The 23,818-nt window shown below is 47.5% G+C and carries 22 protein-coding genes; 18 read left to right on the forward strand and 4 right to left on the reverse strand.

Going from position 1 to position 23,818, the window contains the following annotated elements:
* Positions 1-98: 98 nt before the first annotated feature.
* Genes AC1DLM_RS02515 through AC1DLM_RS02535 form a run of 5 tightly spaced genes read left to right on the forward strand, consistent with a single transcriptional unit; the run spans position 99 to position 5,775 of the window.
* Positions 99-2,465: a bifunctional diguanylate cyclase/phosphodiesterase gene (locus tag AC1DLM_RS02515; RefSeq protein WP_477568992.1), complete on the forward strand. Its 2,367-nt coding sequence runs from the start codon at positions 99-101 to the stop codon at positions 2,463-2,465.
* A 24-nt stretch (positions 2,466-2,489) separates the two neighbouring features.
* On the forward strand, positions 2,490-3,839 hold the full coding sequence (locus AC1DLM_RS02520) for an ABC transporter substrate-binding protein (protein WP_477568993.1): 1,350 nt from the start codon (positions 2,490-2,492) through the stop codon (positions 3,837-3,839).
* A gap of 54 nt (positions 3,840-3,893) precedes the next feature.
* The gene (locus AC1DLM_RS02525) at positions 3,894-4,421 is read left to right on the forward strand and encodes a hypothetical protein (RefSeq protein ID WP_477568994.1); all 528 of its coding nucleotides are present in this window, start codon (positions 3,894-3,896) and stop codon (positions 4,419-4,421) included.
* 13 nt (positions 4,422-4,434) lie between these two features.
* A complete protein-coding gene (locus AC1DLM_RS02530) occupies positions 4,435-4,950 on the forward strand; it encodes a DUF402 domain-containing protein (protein WP_477568995.1) in 516 nt (171 codons plus the stop codon).
* Between the two features lie 33 nt (positions 4,951-4,983).
* Positions 4,984-5,775 (forward strand): Nif3-like dinuclear metal center hexameric protein, encoded by a 792-nt coding sequence (locus AC1DLM_RS02535; protein ID WP_477568996.1) that lies wholly within the window; start codon positions 4,984-4,986, stop codon positions 5,773-5,775.
* Here the strand turns inward: AC1DLM_RS02535 and AC1DLM_RS02540 are convergent.
* The 4 genes from AC1DLM_RS02540 to AC1DLM_RS02555 form a co-directional block, all read right to left on the reverse strand.
* Positions 5,763-5,954: a hypothetical protein gene (locus tag AC1DLM_RS02540; RefSeq protein ID WP_477568997.1), complete on the reverse strand. Its 192-nt coding sequence runs from the start codon at positions 5,952-5,954 to the stop codon at positions 5,763-5,765. The genes AC1DLM_RS02535 and AC1DLM_RS02540 overlap by 13 nt on opposite strands.
* Positions 5,955-7,128: 1,174 nt before the next feature.
* Positions 7,129-7,656, reverse strand: coding sequence for a hypothetical protein (locus tag AC1DLM_RS02545; RefSeq protein WP_477569065.1), 528 nt, complete (start codon positions 7,654-7,656; stop codon positions 7,129-7,131).
* 108 nt (positions 7,657-7,764) lie between these two features.
* On the reverse strand, positions 7,765-9,099 hold the full coding sequence (locus tag AC1DLM_RS02550) for an FtsW/RodA/SpoVE family cell cycle protein (RefSeq protein ID WP_477568998.1): 1,335 nt from the start codon (positions 9,097-9,099) through the stop codon (positions 7,765-7,767).
* Entirely contained in the window at positions 9,096-9,428 is a 333-nt protein-coding gene (locus tag AC1DLM_RS02555) for a PadR family transcriptional regulator (protein ID WP_477568999.1), read from the reverse strand. The genes AC1DLM_RS02550 and AC1DLM_RS02555 overlap by 4 nt, the downstream gene beginning before the upstream one ends.
* Positions 9,429-9,638: 210 nt before the next feature.
* Here AC1DLM_RS02555 and AC1DLM_RS02560 point away from each other — a divergent pair, with 210 nt between their 5' ends.
* From AC1DLM_RS02560 to AC1DLM_RS02620, 13 genes are all read left to right on the forward strand, one after another.
* Entirely contained in the window at positions 9,639-10,487 is an 849-nt protein-coding gene (locus AC1DLM_RS02560; RefSeq protein WP_477569000.1) for a DUF2935 domain-containing protein, read from the forward strand.
* A 170-nt stretch (positions 10,488-10,657) separates the two neighbouring features.
* Entirely contained in the window at positions 10,658-11,434 is a 777-nt protein-coding gene (locus AC1DLM_RS02565; protein ID WP_056623312.1) for an ABC transporter ATP-binding protein, read from the forward strand.
* A gap of 20 nt (positions 11,435-11,454) precedes the next feature.
* A complete protein-coding gene (locus AC1DLM_RS02570) occupies positions 11,455-12,267 on the forward strand; it encodes an ABC transporter permease (RefSeq protein ID WP_477569001.1) in 813 nt (270 codons plus the stop codon).
* Positions 12,268-12,310: 43 nt separating this feature from the next.
* Positions 12,311-13,168 carry an ABC transporter permease gene (locus tag AC1DLM_RS02575; RefSeq protein ID WP_441991011.1) on the forward strand — a complete coding sequence of 286 codons (858 nt, stop codon included), beginning with the start codon at positions 12,311-12,313 and terminating at the stop codon, positions 13,166-13,168.
* Positions 13,169-13,190: 22 nt separating this feature from the next.
* Positions 13,191-14,786 carry an FAD-dependent oxidoreductase gene (locus tag AC1DLM_RS02580; RefSeq protein WP_477569002.1) on the forward strand — a complete coding sequence of 532 codons (1,596 nt, stop codon included), beginning with the start codon at positions 13,191-13,193 and terminating at the stop codon, positions 14,784-14,786.
* A complete protein-coding gene (locus tag AC1DLM_RS02585) occupies positions 14,783-15,124 on the forward strand; it encodes a 4Fe-4S binding protein (protein ID WP_477569003.1) in 342 nt (113 codons plus the stop codon). The genes AC1DLM_RS02580 and AC1DLM_RS02585 overlap by 4 nt, the downstream gene beginning before the upstream one ends.
* A 180-nt stretch (positions 15,125-15,304) precedes the next feature.
* Positions 15,305-16,909, forward strand: coding sequence for an FAD-dependent oxidoreductase (locus AC1DLM_RS02590; protein WP_477569004.1), 1,605 nt, complete (start codon positions 15,305-15,307; stop codon positions 16,907-16,909).
* A complete protein-coding gene (locus AC1DLM_RS02595; RefSeq protein WP_477569005.1) occupies positions 16,906-17,241 on the forward strand; it encodes a 4Fe-4S binding protein in 336 nt (111 codons plus the stop codon). The genes AC1DLM_RS02590 and AC1DLM_RS02595 overlap by 4 nt, the downstream gene beginning before the upstream one ends.
* Positions 17,242-17,286: 45 nt before the next feature.
* The gene (locus AC1DLM_RS02600) at positions 17,287-18,339 is read left to right on the forward strand and encodes an ABC transporter substrate-binding protein (protein ID WP_477569006.1); all 1,053 of its coding nucleotides are present in this window, start codon (positions 17,287-17,289) and stop codon (positions 18,337-18,339) included.
* Positions 18,340-18,373: 34 nt separating this feature from the next.
* A complete protein-coding gene (locus tag AC1DLM_RS02605; RefSeq protein ID WP_477569007.1) occupies positions 18,374-18,988 on the forward strand; it encodes a nitroreductase family protein in 615 nt (204 codons plus the stop codon).
* A gap of 4 nt (positions 18,989-18,992) precedes the next feature.
* Positions 18,993-20,246, forward strand: coding sequence for an MFS transporter (locus AC1DLM_RS02610; protein WP_477569008.1), 1,254 nt, complete (start codon positions 18,993-18,995; stop codon positions 20,244-20,246).
* Positions 20,247-20,566: 320 nt separating this feature from the next.
* Positions 20,567-21,922 (forward strand): ABC transporter substrate-binding protein, encoded by a 1,356-nt coding sequence (locus AC1DLM_RS02615; protein WP_477569009.1) that lies wholly within the window; start codon positions 20,567-20,569, stop codon positions 21,920-21,922.
* 137 nt (positions 21,923-22,059) lie between these two features.
* Positions 22,060-23,814, forward strand: a complete 1,755-nt coding sequence (locus AC1DLM_RS02620) for a sensor histidine kinase (protein WP_477569010.1) — start codon at positions 22,060-22,062, stop codon at positions 23,812-23,814.
* Positions 23,815-23,818 lie beyond the last annotated feature (4 nt).

The raw sequence follows: 23,818 nt of genomic DNA on the forward strand, positions 1-23,818 counted from the left end.
GATTTTCTATATAGATATTAAACATTTATAGGTTATGATAGGTTCTAGTTAAGGTTCTCGTTCAGTAACGGTAGAGTAGACAGGAGTTGACTTTCCTTTTGATACAATTATTATCCAGACTCGCTAGACAATGGCGGCGTAATTTTAACTTGTTCCGCAAGGCCCCGGGCGTACAGTCGGTGGGTCTGAAGCTGTTAGTCTGGGCAGTTGGCGGTACAGCGATTCTCTTTGTTGGATTCAGTTTTTTTTCGTACTCCCATTCGCAGCAAATTGTCATAGACAAGGTGACCTCAACCACCAAGCAAACGGTTGCGCAATCCAGAGACACGTTAAATATCATTTTTCGAAATTACGAGGATTTAACTTTTAATATTTTGACCGATGAGGATATGTTGAATCAACTGGGTATATATGGGAGTGCGGCAACAAGTCAGAACGAGAAATTCGTGGCTAAGAATAAAATTATTGAGAGCTTCGCCATTCGATTCTTTAGCAAGAGTGATATTACGAATATTCACGTGATCCCAGTGGATCCGAAGCTGAAAGAAATTACAACGGATACGCTGCATGCGGAATTAATCGAGTATAGTAAGGAAGCGTGGTTTCAGAGGGCAGTAATTGCCAATGGCGAAATTGGATGGCTTCCTACAAAAAGATATGGCTACTCGGATTTAGGACAACCCTCATTTGCCATCAATCGGCTTATTAAATTGAGTTCGGGAATGAAATATGTGCTTCTCATTGAGATCAGCTCTGAGGTATTGAAGCGTTCCATAGGTGATATACCAAGTGGAGAAATGGTCATCCTGAATCCGGATAATCAATTATTGACGAGGACGAACTCAGAAATAGAAGGAGACTTCTATCGCATTCCTAACGTGTTCGAAGCGAATCCCATTCATGCAGGGCATCCTTCCGAAAGTAGGACGGTCAAGGTAAACGGCGAGATGCAACTAGTTGTTGCGGAGAAATTAGCAGCCAGTGATTGGGCTGTACAAGCTGTGATCCCAGGCTCGGAATTGTTTAAAGATGCGAACACCATTGGCAATAGTATGTTGATTAGTATGATCGGAATTGCGATCATTACCTACTTGTTTAACTACTACTTGCAGAGGCGGCGGAATGCGAAGAAAATCCGATATATGGCTTACCACGATCACTTGACGGACTTAGCAAACCGGAAGTTGTTTATGGAGATTATTGAGAAGGAAATTCAGTTAGCTCGGCAACATAAGCTGGAATTTACCGTTCTTTTTCTTGATTTGGACAGGTTCAAAATTATTAATGATACATTTGGTCATGAAGCTGGCGACAAATTGCTCATCGAAACAGCGCGCCGACTAGAAGTTACGCTGGATAAATCATGCACTATCGCTCGTTTTGGCGGGGACGAGTTTCTGGTGCTGATACCGAACTCTGGGGATCCAGATGCGATATTGACCATCATCCAAGAGATCACCTTTCAGATTCAGAAGCCTGTATTTTATGAAGAGAAAGAGCTTCATGTGTCTGTTAGTATAGGGGTTAGTATGTATCCGCAGGATGGAAAAGATATCCAAAGTCTAACCAAGCACGCGGATACTGCGATGTACAGTGCGAAGGAAAGCGGCAGAAATAATCATAAGTTTTATAACACCACAATGGAAAAAAATACATATGAGAAACTATCTTTAGAAAGAGATTTACGCCATGCGATAGAACGGGATGAGCTGTCACTCTATTATCAGCCTCAAATCGAACTGGATTCGGGGTGTATCATCGGGGTTGAAACGCTAGCCAGATGGAAGCATCCGAAGCATGGTATCATTCCACCATCGGAGTTTATTCCAATTGCTGAGTACTCACGGCTCATCGTGCCCATCGGCAAATGGATTCTATACACAGCGTGTAAGCAAAACAAAGCCTGGCAGGATGCAGGGCTACCCAAGGTGCATGTAGCTGTCAACTTATCGATTCACCAGTTTCAGAATTCAGAGATTATCCAAACCGTTGCACAGATCCTGGAGGAAACAGGCTTGGAGCCGCAATATTTGGAATTGGAAATTACGGAATCTATAGCGATGCAAGATGTGGAGCAGGTTATTTTAACCTTGCAGGGCTTATATGCCTTAGAGGTGAAAATTTCAATCGATGATTTCGGTACAGGCTTTTCTTCCTTAAATTATTTAAAAAACTTCCCGATTCAACGGTTGAAAATTGATAAATCTTTTCTGGATGACATTGTAAGCAATGAGAAAGAACGTGCTATCGTCGGAGCGATCATCATTATGGCGCACAGTTTGAATTTGCGAGTGATAGCCGAGGGCGTTGAGTCTATGGAACAAGTAGCTTTATTACAAGCCTGCAATTGCGATGAGATTCAGGGTTACATATACAGCCGTCCCATACCGACAAGCGAATGTGCAGAACTGCTGGCAGAGAGAAAGGTGTTTGACACAACTGGGGAATTATTACATAATGGCTAACCATTTGAGCGTGAGGGGGAAACCATGATGAGAATGAAACAACGGGAAAGGAAGAATGGGTTAATCGCCATGAGTTGGATTGTACTTATGATCACCATAATGGGGTGTTCCGGTCAGGAGCATCCCTTGCCAACTTCATCACCATCGGGCGACACGAAAGTAACGCTGCGCATGATCGAGAGTTTGACGAATCCGAATCGAACGGTGATTTTAAAAAGTTTACTTACACAATTCGAGAGCCAAAACCCCAATATCCATGTGGAATTAATCTCACCTCCTTATTCGCAGGCGGATATTACCATCAAGACGATGCTGAATGTGAAGCAAGACCTCGACGTTATGGAAGTCAGAGATATCAATGTCGCTGATCTGGCGAGCCAAGGCTATATTGATCCATTAAACACATACATGTCCTCTTGGGATGAACTCCATACGCTGTCGAATGCAGCCAAGTCGATCTCAGTCGTGGGACGTAAGAATTACTTTATAGCGAACGGCTTGTATCAACGTCAAATGTTTTACAGAAAGGATTGGCTGGAGGCTGCAGGCCTTAAACCACCTTCTTCATGGGAAGAGATGTATGAAACGAGTAAAAAATTAACAGACCCTGCTAAGAATCAGTATGGCTTTTCTTTTCGTGGCGCTAAAGGTTCAATTTCGAACTCGGATACGTTGATACGGGCTTATAATAGCGATCGCGTAAATCTGGAGGATGGTCAATTTCTGAATGACGGGTCGACGATTTACACCACACCTGAATCGGTGAAAGCGATGGAATTATATCTGAACCTGTATAAGGAAGCTTCGCCACCCGATTCGATTTATTGGGGATTCCAAGAACAGGTGGAGGCGTTCACCTCAGGTGTGACAGGGATATTGCTGCAGGATCCGGATGTTATTCAAACAATACAGGATAACATGCAACCAGGAACGTGGGCGACAGCCCCCCTGCCAACGGGCCCCAAAGGGAATGCGCTTGTAAGTGTTGGCGGAGCCGGCTGGGGGATTGCCTCGTATTCCAAGCATAAAGCTGAAGCATGGAAGCTGATCGCTTTTCTTTCCGGAGCTAAGCAAAATACGGAATTATCAAAAAAATACGGCCTGATACCGATTCACACTTCCGCGGTTTCTGATCCATTTTTCCAAACAGGACCCTATAAAACCTTGCTAGATATGACGCTCAAGCCAGATACCTTCCTTCTCTTCAAACCACCTTTTCAATATCCAGGCAACAGCAACTGGGACAAGGTAGCGATGGAATCAGGGCAGGCGATGCTGTTAGGGAATGCCACGATCCAGGAAACGTTAAGCAAGTGGGATGCTTTTTGGAAGGAACAGAAGCGAACTACGGGGATTGAATTGAACAAGAAGTGAAACGTGGTAGAATAGAAGAAAGTGTATTCGGTTTTTTGAAAAGGAGAGCCACAAGTGATTCCAGATATAGGGAACCTAGTTGCTGTAACTCAAACCTTAGATCAATACGGCATTCGTTACTCGTTGGGTGGCAGTGGTTTAATGCTTAGCCTTGGTTTAACCAACACGGTGGGTGACTGGGATGTCATGGTTGATGCCCCGAAAGATCAGGTTAAGCATGCGTTGCAGCACGAGCAAGTTGAAGAAATAACGAGTGGGGATTACCCATTCGGCACGGATTATAAGCTAGTCGTACAGAGTGATGCACAACAGGTAGAGATTATAGGAGGACTCTCGATCTACTCGGATTTAGGTCTATGCAGACTTCCCTCCATTCCGAGCGCTACGTGGAACGGTATTGGAGTTGGCAGCCCTGAAGTCTGGTACGTGGCCTATGCGCTGATGAATAGGAGTGCGAAGGCGGCGATATTGCTATCCTATTTGAAAGAAGTCGGTGCTAATAAAGACATTCTTATCAGACTGATGAATGAACCGCTCCCTGATCCGATCATGGGGGAAATCAGATTGCTGATCGAAACGTAAAAAGGATGAAACAATGGCAAATCAAATCACGATTCAGGCATTAAAATATGGAAATCGTCTCCATTACGAATGGAACACAACCTTACTAGAAAAGACAGATTCGCATATTGTTGTTCTCGGTGAGTACGGAAGACAGCTGCATCATTACACGAAGCAAAGAGTATTTACGATTGATAATTGGTCTATTGAATTTTTCTCTTTTGATTCTTGGTTTACAGTTAGTGCTGAAGTTGTTGACGGCAGGTTAGAACAGTTTTATTGTAATATCAATCAGCCGGCAGTGATGGAGGGGAACAACGTTTCTTTTGTTGATTTGGATTTAGATTATGTGAGAAGAAATGGTGTCTGGCAGGTAGTTGATGAAGATGAATTCGCAGCCCATGCGATTCAATTCGGGTATCCCGTTGATCTGATTCAGCAAGCTGAGCAAGAGATAGTGGCATTGAAGGAAAAGGTTACGAAAAAGGAATTTCCGTTTGATGGTTATCTCGAAAAGTTCATGAATTGTATTCCTAGGTCATGCAGGTAAGGATTACGAAACGATGGGGAGGTTTCACTTATCATGATTACGGTGCAAATGGTGTTAGATCGCCTTATTGAACCCGTTGGACAACTAGAGAAGACAGTAGATACGCTGAAAAGCGGACGGATGGACGCGGAAGTTCGGAAAGTCGCTGTTGTATTTATGACGACGTATGCGGCAATTAAGCAAGCTGTTGAATCAGGTGTCGATCTCATCATCACGCACGAACCGACGTATTACAACCACTTCGATGAAGGCGAGTGGTTAAGCGAGGATCCTGTGTATGAAAAGAAGCGCGCGCTCATTGAGGAATCGGGTATTGCGATTTTTCGCTTGCACGATTACGTACATAGCTATAAACCAGATGGTATTCTGACGGGCATGTTGAAGCAGCTAGAATGGGAATCGTATGCAAGTCCTGAGAATATGAGGTTGCTGACGCTGCGTCCTGATGAAGTGCATACCGTACGCACCGTTGTTGCTCATCTGAAAAGTAAACTGGGCATAGAACATATGCTTGTAGCCGGGAATCCCGATCTGCCCGTGAAGCGTATGGGCTTAATGCCAGGAGCGTCCGGTGGCCGTTCTCATATTAAATTCCTCGGAAGTCAGGATATTGACTTGCTGATTGTTGGCGAGACGAGTGAGTGGGAAACGAATGAATATGTGAGGGACGCCGCGGATATGGGACTTGCGAAGGCACTGATCGTAACGGGGCATCAGAAGAGCGAAGAAGCAGGGATGCAGACCGTCGTAGAGATGGTACGCGAGGCGTTTCCTGAGGTTCAAGTTACTTTCATGGAATGCCCGCTTGCGGTTCAGCGGATTTGAAAATGATGAAAAAGAAGCCAGTCGCGTTGCGCGGCGGCTTCTTTTTGCTTTGTGAGGTTCGCTCCCCAGCCTTTTACACTCCTGCACCCTTGCACCTCCACCTTCTTCATCATCCCACCATCCCACCATCCACCATCCCACCATCCACCATCCACCATCCACCATCCACCATCCACCATCCATCATCCATCATCCATCATCCATCATCCATCATCCATCATCCATCATCCCACCATCCCACCATCCATCATCCCGCCATCCATCATCCACCCCTCAACCCCTCCCCTTGGTGGCAATGTGGGAAATAAATGGAAAACCTACAGTTAATTTTGCCGAATTTCCTGAGATTCCGTGAATAGATGGAAAATGTACAGTTAATATAAGCAGAACTGGCGGTATACGGGCTTTTGGCGGAAATTAACTGTATGAAATCCATCTATTACGTCTAAATGAGTAGAAACAGCGAAAATAGCTACATAAAATCCATTTAATTTGTTGGCTGAGGTAAAATTGGGCAGAGAATGGATTGCGGTAGCTCAGTTTTTAGTTGCCTTAGGGGGTACAGTAGAAGTAGAAGTAGAAGTAGAAGTAGAAGTAGAAGTAGAAGTAGAAGTAGAAGTAGAAGTAGTACTAGTAGAGTAGCAAATTCTTGCAGTAATTGTAGCTTTCATCCTTGAGGTAATGGCATAATTAGGTAAATGGATGATGCCTAGTAAGTTGAGTCCCATGTGAGGAAGGAGATTTGCGATTATGCAGCGCTTTAAGTTTATGTATAAGCAATTTTTGAAAGAGCCACTATGGTTTAAAATACTTGTCCTAACCACCTTGGTGATATCGATTGTCTTTAGTGGTTCTGGGTTTTCGCCTAATGTCCAAAGTGTAGCTAAACTCGCTGCGGCGATCTTTTTTTGCACATATGCGATAAAATTACGAAGGCTAGTGAAGGTTTCCGTTACGTTTTATGTGCTTGCAGGGTTATGTCTGTATGTGGCTTGGGATCAGATATAAACTATAGGAAGATTTGAGGTATGGAGCTATGGGCCCGAAAGAAGTAGCATTAGTCCGATATCACCGAATTAAAACGAGGATTACTTGTAAAAAGAGACCAATAGTCCGAATTTGCCGAACTAACTAGCTATTTTCTTCGCGTGAGAGTTGTTTGGGGCGGTTTAGTTGGGTTTTTTCGGACTAATTCATATGTAAAGTCGTGGGCAGTGTGTTTAGTTCGGCAAATTCGGACTACTAAGTGCGGGGGGAGTAACTCGAGCGCGCCAAGGGCCCTTAGAGTATCCCGCTCTAGCAGCACATGTCAAAGGAGCTAAGCGCATAAATCGCTTAGCTCCTTTTTATAAGCTACTTCTTCTTCCTGCGCTTGCTAGCCAATGTGTTAGAAGCCTTCCCGTTCCCACCGACGGCATCCTGCTGCTTCGTACCCGGACTTTCGATGGCGGAGTTAGTCCCACTCGTGCTGTACTTGCCAGCGCCGCTTGCCACTTGGGTGGCTGATGCATTTGCCGCATGTTTGGGGAGTTTAACAATTTGATCGTTAATGACAACGATAATTTCTTTGCCTTTACGACGGATTTCGGCGAGGCTTCTGCTGCTGGATAACTTGCCTTTGGCGCCTTTCCCTATTCGGTTCCTCGCTTTGCCACCCGCCCCTACGCTTTGCTGCTGTTGACTGTGCGGTGATTTAATAGCGGCGTTACTGCCAGCAGCGCTGMTGCGGCCTGCACCACTTGCGAGTTGTGTCGTGTTCGGGGCATTCGTGAATTGATGGTTAATAACGAATACCAGTCTATCGATACCATGAATCGGCGATTGCGTAATGATACGTTTTTTCCCTTTTTCAATAATGATGGTGAGACGGTCTGATTTCATAGTCACACAGAACCCCCCCATAGGTTATTCTCTTAAGTATATGTATGTAGGACAAATTGGTAAGGGATAGTTGCTGAGTGGGTGAAAAAAGAGGTGCGAGCTGCACGCCTATGTCATCTGGCAAGTGCCGAGGTCTTTACGTCGATACACACTAAGCATGAGACCGACAGCAATAAATTGAAAAATAACGAGCGACCCGCTATAGCTTATAAAAGGAAGATGGAAGGAGCTAAACGGTGCTAGACCGATCCACATGAGCATATTCCATACATATTGTATGACAAACAAGGTCAATAACCCGGATACCAAAGCTTTTCCATAAGGATCTCTCGCCTTCCGAGAGACGCCAACCATTTGCTGGACGAACAAAGTTACCATAATCACTATTGCTATCCCGGCTCCCCAGCCGAAACAGTAGATGAGAAAAGGAAACATCATTTCGGCTTGAAGATCTGGCAAAGCGTTAAGGGAAGAGCCAAACCCATGTCCCGTCCAACCAGCGGATTGCATCGCTATTTTGGACTGAGTTAACAGAAAATTCATGCCTCGCCGATCTTCAGTTGGATGTATAAAAGCAAAAATGCGTTTTAGTTTATAGGACTGACTAAGCAAGAACCAACCAAGGGCAACTGCAAATAGACTACAATGCGCAACGAGTATGGTGCGTTTCATTTTCAAAACGAGTAACAAAGTCAAACATCCAATAAAGAAAAGAACGAAATTGTCTATAGCATGTATACTCAAAATAAGCAAAACTGCCAGCCAAACAGTTCCCACATGGGTCCAACTTTTACGCATAAATGCGTTCATGGAGGATTCGTTGGCGACGGCTCTTTGTGGCGCACTCCAAATACCAGCTAGCGCAATGAGCAGCAGATAGGGGGTGAGCGCTGGAATATTCATTTGGAAAGGGTACCAATTGACATAACCTCTAGCTCCATTCACCTCATTCCCGAATAGGTAGACATAGATGAGCAACGCAATCATAACCAGATAAAGTCCCCATGAGAACTTGGCTAACTTCTTATAATTACTAAAGCCAATGATCAACATTAAGGATGAACCAACGCACAGATAAACGATTTGTTTGAGCCCGATAGAAGTGAAACCTAGACGACTGACTAGCGCAGTTTGAGCAGAAAATATGGCAACTAACCCGATCGTTATAAAAAGCACAACGATAGCAAGAAGCCCCCAGTTAAAACGAGGCCGATGCGCAAGATGAAACTGCTGCCCGATCACATCAGGCGTCCCCATTTGAGAAATGGATTCCTTAACGGCCGTATCCAAATCGACTCCATTACTTAGTTTGTCCTCAATTAATTCCTGCAAATGACTCTCAAGCTCCAGACGAACTTCTGAGTGGACCTCTTTTGCTTTAATTTCGCGACAAACCTGTTTCAAGAACGAAGTGATCTCCTCATGCTGACGATAGCTACTCATACGCCGCCCTCCCCAAGTACACGATCTACCGTATTGCGAAAAAGCGACCATTCCTGCTTCTTGACTTTGAGCTCACCTTTACCTTGCTTTGTTAGGCGATAATACTTCCGCTTACGTCCTTCTTTCTCATCCCAGTAGGCTTCAACAAAGCCTTCAGATTCCAACGTGTGCAGAATCGGATAGAGTGTGCCTTCTTTTAATGTGAATACGCCATCCGAATGTTTCTCCATCTCTTTGGTCATCTCGTAGCCGTACATGTCTTTGCGATCCAAAAGGGTAAGAATCAGAATGACGGTGCTTCCTTTCATGAGCTCTTTACTGATTTTCATGGATGACTCCTTTCCTGAGTATAGTATTACGATGCATCGGATATCTATGTATAAGTATAAAATAAAAATTAGATTTTGGCAAAGATGATCTGCTGCAATGGCATGCCTGAAGGTATATCCACCAATGAATACCGCACTTGTGTTGTCCTAATTGAGGTGAAGTAGCATATGTACAACATTCGCTTATTATACATGGGATAGGAGAACATCATGGTGAGGAGAGTGCCTGAATTGTCAAATGAGTTCGTGATGCGTTCATTAGATGAGATCCGGTTCTGGTCGCGTATTATGAAGGAGCATTCCTTGTTTCTCAAACTGGGTTTTCGATGTGAGGATACGACGTTGATTCAAGAAGCGAATCATTATTATCATATTTTTGAGCATATCGAGGGCCGATCCCACGCATATAATGAGTTGACAGACCCCGAACAAATTCGACGATTCAATACGGAAGTGTCTTCGGCTGCTGCACATATTTGGGCATTCAAACGAAAAGTTCTCGGGCTCATCATTCAATGCAAGCTGCCTGGTGGTAACAACTTCCCCTTGCTAGTCGACCATACGAGCCGTGAGGCTAACTATTTTCGGAATCGTTTACACGAATTAAACACAGGACGCTTAGAACCGTTACCCGACGCGATTATTGATGAAAATATATTCTTCTTGCGCATCATGGCGGATCACGCCAAATTTATTGGTCATCTGTTGGACCCATCCGAACGTCAGTTAGTGGAACAAGCGCGGAGTTTTAGTCATGATTTTGACCAACTCCTCTTTCAAGCTATTGATTTAAGCGGGATGAGGCCGCAATCCCAAACCGATCCGCTGTTGGATCAGTTCCTTGATCAGAATCGTGTATCCGTCGTTGCCCTGCGTGATTTCAAAAAGACTGCCCGCGATTTAATAGAAGCCTGCAAAATCAAGAGCATTATCCATCCCTTGCTGGCTGATCACGTATTCCGTGAGGCGGAACGCTTCCTAGCGATCATTGATATGTTCGAGCAGTGCTTAACGGGCAAACCAGTCATGGGGATGCGAGAGGAGCATGCGGGTCTTTAATTGTGACAGAACATTTAAATCCGATAAAACTTATAGGAATATAATAATTTATGGTTGACGAAGTTTCATCCGGAGTGGTACTCTAGAAATGTGACCACCGTATGAACGGAGACGCTATTCTCTTTAGGGAGAAAAGTGTCTTTTTTTTATTAAAAGAGGAGTTGAATGGGATGAGCCAACCGTTGTTGAAACTCGAGCATGTGAACAAAACTTTTCAGTCCAGCAAAGGGTCTGTTCAAGCCTTGCACAATATTCAGCTGCAAGTGAAAGAGGGAGAATTTATTACAGTCATAGGACCCAGCGGCTGCGGCAAAAGCACGCTGCTCAAGATCATCGCTGGACTGGATGTTACGCATACCGGCGAAGTTCAACTGGGCGGTCAGGTGATCCAAGGACCAGGCATTGACAAGGGCTTCATTTTCCAAGAGCCAAGGCTGTTTCCATGGTTGAACGTCGAGAAGAATATCGCCGCTGACCTTTCGCTGAGAGACCCTGAAGTGCGCAAGAAAGTGGATGAACTGATTAAACTCGTTCGCCTGGAAGGCTTTCAGAAGTCGTTCCCGAAAGAGCTTTCTGGTGGAATGGCGCAACGTGTAGCCATAGCGAGAGCCTTACTCCGCAATCCGAAAGTGCTGCTGCTTGACGAGCCGTTCGGCGCACTGGATGCTTTTACGCGAACGCACATGCAGGAAGTGTTGATTGATATTTGGCAAAAAAATAAAACGACGATGATTTTCGTCACGCATGATATTGATGAAGCGATCTATTTGGCCAATCGTGTCGTGATCCTCAAACCGCGGCCTGGCGCCATCAGGAACATCGTGCCCATCGATCTGCCGATTCCGAGAAAGAAGACGACGACGTCTTTTCAGGAGCTGCGACTTAAGGTACTTAGTGAATTCGAGAAAATCGAAGAGCTGGAATTAATAGATAGTTCGGGCATTTAAGGAGAAAGGGGGAGATCTCAATGAGCCAACAAGGACAATTGGCAGGTGTTGATCAACAGAGATACAAGCAACGATTACATCGCGTGCTTCTTGGTGCTTCGGTACCTTTACTCGTGCTGCTTACTTGGCAGCTTCTAGGCCATTTGGGTGTGATTTCATCCTTGCTATTTCCAACGCCGCTTCGCATTATGAACGCGGGCATTCGACTCATTCAAACGGGTGAGCTCTATGACAATATTAAAATTAGTGTCCTCCGAGCACTTTCAGGTTTCCTGCTTGGCGGTTCTTTGGGTCTTGCCTTCGGCATTCTCGTTGGTTTATTTCGTAGAACGGAGAAAGCGCTAGATCCTACGGTCCAAATGCTCCGCATGGTGCCTCATTTGGCGATCGCGCCCTTATTTATTTTGTGGTTTGGAATTGGTGAAACGGCAAAGGTACTTCTCATTGCCAAAGGGGCTTTTTTTCCACTTTATATTAATGCTTTCTTGGGTATTCGAGGCGTGGACAACAAACTTTTCGATGTGACACGAGTGTTAGGGTTTAGCAAATGGAAGCAAATCATCCGATTAACGATTCCCGGAGCGCTGCCTCATATTTTACTAGGCGTTCGGATCTCATTAGGTGTGTCATGGCTTGGACTTGTTGTAGCTGAATTAATGGGATCGACCGCAGGGATCGGGTATATGATGTCGGATGCGCGGCAATTTTCCAAAACACCAGTCGTGTTCGTTGGTATTCTCATATTTGCCGTTTTCGGTATCGTTGCGGACACTGCTGTGAGGCTGCTTGAACGCAAGTGGCTTAGCTGGCAAGACAGCTATAAAGGGCACTGATCACTAAAAGGGATATACCGCACAAAGCTAAGGGGGAGAAGGGATGAGCAATCGTGTCGAGGCGCTAAGCCAAGCTACGCAGGGCATCGGGAAATCGAAAAGTCAGAAACTAGAGTTTGTTCGGTTCAAATGGTTGTGGGAGAGAGTGAACAATTTCGTCATCGGCGCGGTCGTGCCCGTATTACTCCTTGTCATTTGGCAAGTGTCAGGGGATTTGGGGCTGTTTTCGCCATCTTTTTTACCCACACCGTTACAAATTGCTGCGGAATTCCGTTCATTAATCGCTTCAGGCGAGCTGTCCCAGCATCTGTCGATTTCGTTGCAACGAGCGGTCATAGGTTTTCTAATTGGAGGATCCATCGGGCTGCTCTTCGGGTTTCTCGTTGGTTTTGTTCAAAAGCTAGAGTTCATGCTGGATCCTTCCTTTCAGATGCTGCGCATGATTCCGCATCTCGCGATTGCACCGTTAATCATACTTTGGTTCGGTTTTGGCGAAGTTTCCAAAATCGTGATCATTGCGAATGGTGCCTTTTTCCCTATGTATATCTATACCTTTCTCGGCATTCGAAATGTGGACCACAAATTATTCGAGGTCGCGAAAGTGCTGAATTTTAGCAAGTCCAAGCAAATTTTCCGCTTGATCCTCCCTGCCGCTTTACCTGGCATTCTGCTAGGTGTACGCCTATCTGTCGCTATTTCTTGGCTGGGTCTCGTCGTAGCAGAGCTGATCGGTTCGCAGGAAGGGATAGGCTTCCTCATTAACTATGGCAAACAAAATTCAAGCGCTGAGCTTATTTTCGTAGGGGTCATCATTTTTGCGGTGATCGGGAAACTTGTGGATTCACTTGTACGTTGGTTAGAAAGAAGATGGCTAAGCTGGCGTGACAGCTTCCAAGGTTAGGATACATCAAGGAGGGATTGCGATGAGCTCGGGCAAAATTACGAAATTAGAAGCCGATGTCTTAGTCATCGGCGGAGGTCCTGCTGGGGCATGGGCAGCTTGGAGCGCAGCCCAACAGCATGCGAAGGTCATCCTAGTAGACAAAGGATTCCTAGGATCCAGCGGAGCTACCGCACCAGGAGGCACCAATTTATTGTATCTGCCACCAGATCCTGAATTAAGAGAGAAGGCTGTCCAACAGCGGTACAAAGAGAGCGGGTATTTGGCAGAGCCTGCCTGGATTCACCGTGTGCTTGATCAAGTGTATGAAAGCTTACTGTTAGTAGAGAAGTGGGGCTATCCGTTTCGCCGTGATGAGCAGGGTGTTCCTTTGCGCGATCACTTGCAAGGACCAGAGTACATGAAGCTAATGCGTCGTCAGGTCAGTCGGGCAGGTGTGAAGATTCTTGATCAATCGCCAGCCCTAGAGCTGCTCGTTGATGAGCATGGGGTTGGAGGAGCGCGTGGCCTTTCACGCTTGGATGATTCGGAATGGGAAATTCGAGCGAATGCCGTCGTGATTGCAACGGGCGGATGTGCTTTTCTAAGCAAAGGGTTGGGTTGTAACGTCCTAACTGGAGAGGGTGTTCTGATGGCGACTGAGCTCGGAGCAGAGCTTTCCGGCATGGAATTCACGCGTCAGTATGCGCCAAGCGCAGCCTTTGGCACGGTGACTCGGGGCCGCTTGCTGAACTGGGCGACCTATACCTCGGAGGATGGCACGGTGTTGCAAGGCGGTGGCCCTAGAGCAGGCGATTTTCTGCCCAAAATGCTGAGCAAAGGCCCAGTCTACGCGGTTCTTAACCACGCTGACACGGAAGAAAAGCAGCAAATCCTGCGAAAATCGCACGCGATTTTCTTCGTGCCCTTGGATCGCGCAGGCATCGATCCCTTCACAGAGCGGTTCCCGCTCACGCTTCGCTATGAGGGAACCGTCCGCGGAACGGGCGGCATCCGCCTTACCGATGAGAGCTGCGCCTCAACGGTCCCGGGCCTTTATGCCGCCGGCGATGCGGCCACCCGTGAGCGCGTCACGGGTGCGAAGTCAGGCGGAGGCGCGTTCAACGCCTCCTGGGCGATCTCCTCCGGCACGTGGGCCGGTGCCGGTGCTGCGAAGCATGCGCTGGCGCTTGGGCGCAGCGCAAGAGATTTGCGACCAGCAGGCCGCTACGGCCTGGTCGATCCTGAAGCAGCCCCCGATCGCACCTTGGATGCGGGGGGCTTGGTAGAGGCAGTCCAGCGGGAGGTCTTCCCGCTGGACATCAATTATTTCCGCAGTGAGCCCGTGATCCGTCAATCGCTGGCGCGATTGGACGATCTGTGGGCGAGCTTGCGGGGGACGGCTGTGAACCCGACGGTGCAGGGTCGGGTTCGCGCACGCGAAGTCGCTGGGATGATTGCGACGGCGAGATGGATGTACACCGCTGCGCTAGCACGCAAGGAGACGCGGGGCTTGCATTCGCTTCTGGAGTATCCGGATACAGACCCAGCGCAGCAGTACCGCCTGATTGTCTCTGGTATTGATGAGATTGAGCTGTGCAAAGAACTGACGGCGGATCAGGGGGTTGCGACACGATGATTGAATTCGTAAGTACGGAACGGTGTGTGGGTTGCACGCTATGCGTGAAGGTGTGTCCGACCAACGTGTTTGATAAAGGGTTAGATGGCATTCCGAGCATCGCAAGGCAGGAAGATTGCCAGACTTGTTTTATTTGTGAGGCGTATTGTCCCGTAGATGCTCTGTATGTATCTCCGTTTGAATCACCTTTGGCGGAAGTGCCGACAGAAGCGGAGTTGGTAGAGGCTAATCTACTGGGCAGTTGGCGAGAAACGCTCGGCTGGGGCAAGGGGCGAACGACATTGGCGGAGTTGGACACAACACCGTTTATAGATCGTATTTTACCTTCAAGACGATAGATTGATTGTAATAAATAGTGTTGACGCCATTGAAATACGGTGCTACTATGTGTTTAATCATAGTAAACAACTTGGTTTTGTCGACATACAATTGCATATCCTGTCCAACCGTACACACGGAGGCGTTCCTTTACATAAGGGATGCCTCTTTTTATTTTCATATTAGAGGAGGTCACGTAGATGGCAAAGGTTTTGGAAGAGAATGATTTACGTCTCATTGCGGATGTGTTGGTAATTGGTGGAGGTCCTGCGGGAACGTGGGCGGCCTTAACCGCTGCAACAAATGGCTCCAAGGTAATCTTGGTGGATAAAGGCTATTGTGGAACGAGTGGAGCAACAGCGCCCTCGGGTACAGGGGTTTGGTACATCAAGCCCGACGAGAAGCTGAGAGAAGAAGCCAGAGCGAGTCGCTATTTGTTGGGCGGTAAGCTGGCGGAGGTTCCTTGGATGAACCGAGTGCTCGATCGGACTTATGAGAACATGAATAAGCTAGGCTCCTTGGGGTATCCGTTTCCGAAGGATGAAATCGGCGATCCGTATAAGCGTGGTTTGCAAGGGCCTGAATATATGAAGCTGATGCGCAAATTGGTTCAAAAAGCTGGCGTGCGCATCCTCGATCACAGTCCTGTGCTCGAATTGCTTGCCGATGAGCATGGCGTTGGCGGTGCAACTGGCGTGAGAACGCAGAGCGAGCAGACCTGGACGGTGCGTGCAGGAGCGGTTGTGATTGCGACAGGCGGTTGTGCATTTTTGAGCAAAGCATTAGGTACGAACGTGTTGACCGGGGATGGTTATCTATTGGCTGCTGAAGCAGGAGCCGATTTCTCCGGGATGGAGTTCTCGAATGCCTATGCGATCTGCCCGACTTTCTCTTCCGTTACCAAAACAGCCTACTACCGCTACGCATCCTTCTACCACGAAGATGGCTCCATCGTAGAAGGTGCAGGGTCACAACGTGGCCGCTCGATCATTGCACGGAATTTGCTGCAAGGCCGTCAGGTTTACGCCAGCTTGGATCAAGCACCGGAAGAGATTCGTCCTTTACTGCGTGTGAATCAAACGAATTTCTTCCTGCCTTTCGACCGACTTGGCATCGATCCGTTCAAAGATAAGTTCCCTGTTACCCTTCGCTTAGAAGGCACGGTGCGTGGAACTGGCGGTATTCGCATTGTGGATGAGCAATGTTCAACCATTGTTCCAGGTTTATATGCGGCTGGCGATGCTGCAACGCGTGAGCTGATCTGTGGAGGTTTCACAGGAGGTGGCAGCCATAATGCGGCTTGGGCGATGTCTTCCGGTTCATTTGCCGGGGAAGGTGCTGCGAAATTTGCTAAGGATCTTGGAGATAAAGTGGATAACCGTACACTTAAAAGCGTCTCAACGACAACCTTCACGAAGTCGGGATCGGGTCAGATTTTAAGCAAAACAGGCGAAGCCATTCAAGCGGTACAAGAGGAAGTCATGCCGTATGACCGCAATTTGTTCCGTACGCAGAAAGGGTTGGAAGGCTCAATCAATCGTCTGGATGGGCTTTGGAACGACTTGCGTGAACGTGTAACGACACTTGATATAGCAGGTGTTCGTCATCGTGAAGCAGCGGCCATGACAGCTACGGCACGCCTTATGTACAACACGGCACGCGAGCGTACTGAAACGAGAGGCATGCACAAGCGTGAGGATTTCCCAGAGATTGATGCTGCGCAAGGGTACCGTTTAATTAGCGGAGGGCTGGATCAGGTATGGACGCAAAAGGCTGAAGTGAACAAGGAGGCTGTTACCCCATGATTGAGTTAGTCAGCGAGTCCAAATGTGTAGAATGCAACCTCTGCGTGTCGGTATGCCCGACGAATGTATTTGATCGTGTGGAAAATGGGATTCCTGTCATTGCTCGGCAAAGCGACTGTCAGACCTGTTTCATGTGCGAGCTGTATTGCCCAGCGGATGCGCTCTATGTGGCGCCGGATGCTGAAGGACCAATGCATGTGAGCGAAGAGATCTTAGATGAACAAGGATTCTTTGGTGGATATCGCGAGAAAGTTGGCTGGGGGAAAGGGCGTAAACCCGTTGCCGAGCATCCTTATATATATGAATTAACGAAACTAACTTCTATTGGGTAAGACAGTGGAGACCCTCTTGTGGTCAATTTGAAAGGAGAATGAAAGATGATAGAGAGACAGAAGATGAGTAAAAGGGGATTCGGACTTTTCCGTACCACACATTTCGTTATGATTTTAGCAGCCATGGTCGCCTTTTTAGCGGCCTGCGGCAATTCCGATGGAGGCACCAAGACAGCTGGTGCTAGTGCAGCAGCGACAAGTGGAGGAGCAGCCAAGGTCCAACCACCAGCAGTAATCAATTACGGATACATTGGCACGAACAAGCTGAATTTTCCAGGGGGCGCAGAGGGCTGGGGCTTCTACAAAGGGATTATCCAAGAGGAGCTCAAAAAGTACGGCATTACGGATGTCAAACTCGTTGCTTTCCCGAACGGACCTGACCAAAGTGAGTCGCTGATTAGCGGTCGATTGGATTTCGGAAGCTTGGGTGATACACCAGCGTTGCTTGCTCGTTCAACAGGGGCAAAAACGAGAGCCATTACGCAAGGTGCCACGGATAGCATAGGGTACTTGATTGGTAAAAAAGGCGGGCCGACAACGATAGCTGATCTAAAAGGCAAAACAGTCGCAATTCAAAAAGGCTCCTTCATGCACCGCTATATTGCCGGCCTTGTGAAGGAACAGAATGTACCAGACGTTAAGTTCATCCACATGCTGCGCCCTGACGGCGAAGCGGCACTGGCTCGTGGCGAAGTGGATGCGATGACGAACAGCGCGATCTTTGCTTTGAAACAAATCGATAATGGCTTCCCACTGATTGATGATGCCTCCAAGCATCCGAATTTGATCGGAACTAGCATCACGGTTGCCTCTGAGGATTATCTCAAGAAATTCCCTGATTTCCAGAAGGTTTGGAATGAAGCGAGGGGGAAAGCCCTCAAAGATTTGCAATCCAAACCAGATGAATATTACAAATTTTTATCTGAGCTGAATGGGTTCACCCCGGAATTGAACAAGAAGGTTACGCCGATCGAGACAATCAAGGATGTTAATTTTACAGACGATGGTGTGAAGCTCCTCAATGGTACAAAGAAATTTCTAGTGGATGAGAAGTTGGCGGAGAAGGATTTTGATCTCAATCAGTGGCTTTTAAAATAAAGGCGATAGGCCTGTCCGGAAAGGGAATGATGACATGACTGTATCCCCACAAGTAGATAATCAAGCTGTTTTAACCCCTGAAGTGGAGGCCAATCGTAAGGCTGATTATCCTGTACACGCGCTGTTTCTGAATCGTTGGTCGTCGCGTGCTTTTGATGAGAAGGAAGTAACACGAGAGACATTATATACGGTGCTTGAGGCTGCTCGCTGGGCGCCTTCCAGCTCGAATCTGCAGCCGTGGCGATTCGTCGTCGCCCAAACAGAGGAACAGAAACAGAAGTTTCAATTGTTTATTAAGCCAAACAATCGTTTGTGGACGGATCATGCTCCTGTTCTGTTGCTGATCTTGTCTAACAAGTTCCGTCAGGATGGTGAGCCAAATGGAGCACATGCGTTTGATGCAGGTGCAGCTTGGGCATCCATTGCCTTTCAAGCGCACTTGTTAGGTCTGGCAACGCGGGCTGTTGGCGGCTATCACAGAGAAATAGCACGTGAAGTGCTTCAAGTTCCGGCGGAGTATGAGCTTCATGCCGTGATTGCATTAGGTTACCGTGGAGCACGTGAAACGTTGGCCGAGGACTTTCAGCAGCGTGAGCTGCCGAATGGACGACGCGCCTTGAACGAGAGTATCATCGAAGGCTCTTTCTAATTCGATGGACTCGTGGAACCGGCAGTTTGCAGCGTTACTTTCTGTACAATTGCTTGTATCGACCGCGCACGGCATGTTCGTTCCCCTCTTGCCTAGCTTCCTTCAGGAGATTGGGCATGTGAGTGGGGATTCGCTTTACATATGGTCAGGTGCGATATTTTCGGCCAATTTCATGATCATGATGCTGCTCATGCCTTTCCTCGGTCGCATCGGAGATCGCTATGGGCGTAAGCCTGTGATGCTATGGTCCGGATTTGGGATGACCCTCGTTACGGCTTGCATGTCATTGGCCACAGAGCCTTGGCAGTTGGCGCTGCTGCGATTGGCACAGGGCTGCTTCACTGGCATCCTGCCATTCACGATGGTGCTGATCTTGATTGGAGCTGCCAAGAATAAGGTTGGCGTTTCGGCTGGCACCATGCAAATGATGGGCGAGACCGGTTCGCTAATCGGACCACTAATTGCGTCCTCTTTACTTACATTTTACTCGGTGCGAGGCGCGTATCCGGCTATGAGTGTATGCATTTTGCTTGCGACCGTCAGCGTACTTTGCTTTGTCAAAGAAGGCCCGCGTGCACCTGTCGTTTCTAAAATGGAACGGAGCACATTGCTCTCGGACTGGAAGCGAATTTGGCAGATGAAGCCGCTCCCCTCGCTGCTGCTTAGTAGCCTATGCATTAATTTCGCGCTAGTCGGGACGAATCCGATTATCCCCTACTACGTGCGGCAATCCACACATACGCTCACCTTTCTCAATGATCAGTGGCTGCTCGGCATCACCTTATCGGCGACCTCTCTCGCCGTTATCGTATTCTCCCCGTTGCTGGGCATGCTCTCCGATCGCGTAGGACCATTGTTGTTGCTCAAAATAGCGACTAGCACCGCGTTTCTCCTCTGCATCGTGCAAGCTGTGACGCACTTTTATCCGCTTATCCTTGCATGTCGGTTTACGCTCGGACTGTGCGTAGCGGGCATGATGCCCAACATTCAAGCACAGGTACGAGGCTTAGTCCGCAAAGGGATGGAGGGGCAGACCTTCGCCATGGTGAACTCATGGATGTTCCTTGGCTGCCTAACCGGGCCTCTGCTCGGCGGCGTTATCGTCGCTCATTTCGGCATACGTGGATGGTTTATTACGGCTATGCTCGTCTTTGGCGTCAGCTGTTGGCAAGCTTTCCATATTGGAAGCTACCAATCGCGGAAGGCGGAGTTGGACGTGACTCAAGCCGTGACACGCGTGTCCACAACTACAAATTAAAACGAAGCGAGCCCTTTGGGGCTCGTTTCGTTGCGTTCGTTCCCTCAGTTGAGGGGGGACTGTTGTAGCTACAACAGAATTAATGGCCAATCATAGTTACATGCTTTGGCGAAACGGAACGAGGATCCGCTATTTTCGCCAAAATGGCAAATTTCCAAGTTTCCCATATCCCCCAACTCTTCCTACATCCCTTTTACTTTCTCCTCTAGGCATGATAATTTTATAAGTTAGAAGCAGAGCATTTTGAATTTAATGTTTCGTCCCCTTTGATAAGATGATGACAAGAACAACAACAGAGTAATGAGAGGGGCAACAATCGAATGAAAAAACTTAGTCAAACAGTCGTAAGCGCTATCGTAATTGGTGGATTGCTGGCGGGATGTTCTTCCCAAAGCGATAGTGGAAGCACATCTTCGCCATCAGCACCAAGCCAAACAGATGCAGCCGTGAAAAAAGATGAAAAAGTAAAACTCACGTTCTGGAGAAACTCGGGGAATGATACGGAGAATGCAGCTTACGACAAGTTAGTAGCCTCTTTTATGCAAAAGTATCCGAATATTTCCGTGGAAATGACACCGATTCCATACTCGGATTATGATACGAAATTGCGTGTATCCATCGCTTCCGGAAGTCCACCAGACATCATGGCATTAGATGCACCAACCGTCGGTTCGTATGCAAACGCGGGAGCACTTAAACCATTAACCGCCTACTTCAAAGCAGACGGCAATATGGAGGATGTTCCGAAATCAACACTTGCGACCTACACGTATCAAAATGAAATTTATATGGCACCGCTGACAGAATCCTCTATTGCGATGTTCTATAATAAAAAACTTTTCCAAGCGAAAGGCATACCGCTTCCTTCCAAAAACCCTGATGAGCCGTGGACATGGGATCAAGTATTGGATGCAGCTAAGAAAGTGAATGATCCTTCGAACGGCATCTTTGGTATCGATCCTGCACAAGGCTTTGGCAACGCAGGTGCAACAGCCTACTTTAAATATCCTATCATTTGGCAGTTCGGCGGTGAGATCATGAGCCCAGACGGTAAAACGTCCAAAGGCTACCTAGATTCCCCACAAACGAAGAAAGCCGTTCAGTTCTTCTCCGATCTGTATAACAAAGATAAAGTATCTGCGCTGGAGTATCCACCAGATCCGTTCCCGAACGGTAAGTTGGCCATTACGATTGACGGCTCGTGGTCTTTGGCTAATTTGAAGGAGAAATTCCCTAATTTCAAGTTGGGCGAAGACTATGATATTGCACCATTGCCAAAAGGAACAGCACAAGCGGTAGCCAATGGCAGTTGGGCGCTGGGTATTTCGGGGAAAAGCAAGCGTCCAGATGAAGCTTGGAAGTTCATTAACTGGGTTACTGGGGAAGAAGGACAGAAAACCTATGCAGGTATGACGAAGGATATCCCATCTCGTTATTCTTCTGCGAAGGCGTTCCCAGAGCTGAATGAGTATCCGAAGAACATCTTCGTTATTCAAAATCAGAAGTACGGCAGACCGCGTCCAATCACGCCGATCTTCCCGCAAATGTCAGATGCTGTGAACAAAATGTTTGAGGATGTCACGATCGGCAAAAGAAACATGGATGCGTCCATCGCAGAAGCCGTTACGACAATTGATAAAGCGTACGCAGATGTTCTAGCTCAACAGAAGAAGTAAGCAACTCTAGATAAGTGAGACGAATCATTTCGATGATCGTCTCTTTGTCGTTGTTTCCTCAGACAGCAAAGAGGTATGATACAAAGAATCAGACATCACGGGGGGATATTATGTTTTTCTCATTGAGGAGCCGTTTGATGGCGGTTTTCTCGGTTCTGCTGCTTCTCCCTTTTGCCACTTTGGCCTATATCCTTAGTGAGGAAGCGACCAAAACAATCAAGTCGTCGATCGAAGCTTCAACATCTCAAACGATCGAGCAGTTCGCCTCGCACGTGGGGACGTTGCTCGCGCAGGTCGAGGATACGGGCAATCAGGTGGTGAGCGCCCGAACGACGCAGGATTGGTTGACCGTACATTTGAATCCAGACAGTACGATTCAGGAACGCGTTCTCACGAAGCAGCGATTGCGCGAGTATTTCTCCTCCTATGGGGTGAACAACTCCAGCGGCATTTCCATTAGTGCGTTCACCGAGGATGCTGGCGGTGTGTGGACGCAGGACAGATCCTACAAGAACAGCGCGTGGTTTCAGGATTTTATGAATGAAAATAACCGTTGGACGATTGCACACAAGGATGTCGATCAGTCGGACGAATTTATGAGGGCGCGTTCGATTAATAGCTTCCTTTTTCCACTCGTACAGCTGCAATCGCTAAGAAATATGGGCTTCATCAAGGTGAATTATCCAACAACCCTGCTTCGCAATGCGATTGAAAAGATTCATGTGGGGAAGACAGGCAAGGTTGTTTTGCTGACACATGAAGGCAACAGTGTGCTGGATCAGAATCTGTCTGAAGACAAGGACATGCTGGGGAAGGGGCTTCAGCAGATTGATGAACGTTTTGACGGGGAAGCGAGTGGAATTTTCCCAATGGAGGCGAAAGGAGAGACGAATCTGCTCTTTTTCCGCAAGCTGCCTGCTCAGAATTGGACGATTATCGGGAGTGTGCCTGAGGCTGAATTGTATGAAAAAATCACACACATTCGCCAAACGATGCTTGTCGTTAGCATTTTGTTGCTGATCGTTGCGATATTAACAGCCTTTTGGCTGTCCGCAGGCATTACCAAGCCGCTGAGTGTGATGGGGAGAGCAATGAGGCATGTAGAGCGCGGGGAGTTTCATCAGGCGCTGCATGTGATGCCGAAGGTTGGCCAGGGCCATAGTGAAGTGAACTATGTGACAAGGGTGTTCGAGCAGATGACTCATCGGCTTCGCTATTTAATCGAGACGGAGTTCGAGACGAATTTGCGGAGGAAAAATGCTGAGTACAAAGCACTGCTGCTGCAGATCAATCCGCATTTTTATAATAATACGCTTGAAATCATTAGCGGTCTGGCGGCGATGAAGCGGGAAGACCTTGTGATGGATACGACGGAAGCTTTGGGCAAAATGATGAGATACTCGCTCAACCTGGGTAGTGATTTGGTTCGAGTAGCAGAAGAAATGGCGTATATTCGGGATTATTTGTTCATCCTCCATTTGAGGCATGAGKAGCGATTGCAAATTGTGATCGAAGAAGATCCCGCGGCAGCTAATCTCTTGATCGCCAAATTCATCATTCAACCTCTGGTAGAAAATGCGGTGAAGTATAGCTTAGAGAAGGATGGCATCGCGCAGATAACCCTAAGGACGAAGCAGCAGGAGAATAAATTGCTGATCTCCGTGAAGGATAATGGCATTGGCATGTCTCCGGAATTGGTTCGAAATCTACGGGAAGAGATCAAAACGGGTGATCCTGTAGCGATTCTCAGTACGGAGGGGCAAAGTATCGGGCTTCGCAATGTGTTATCCCGATGTCGGCTGAATTATGGCGAACAATTTCAATTAGAGCTGCATGCCAAGCTGGGCGAGGGGACGGAACTGAACTTAATCCTGCCGTTGATAAGGAGCTGACAAC

The sequence above is a fragment of the Paenibacillus sp. 01T442 genome (assembly GCF_056398345.1).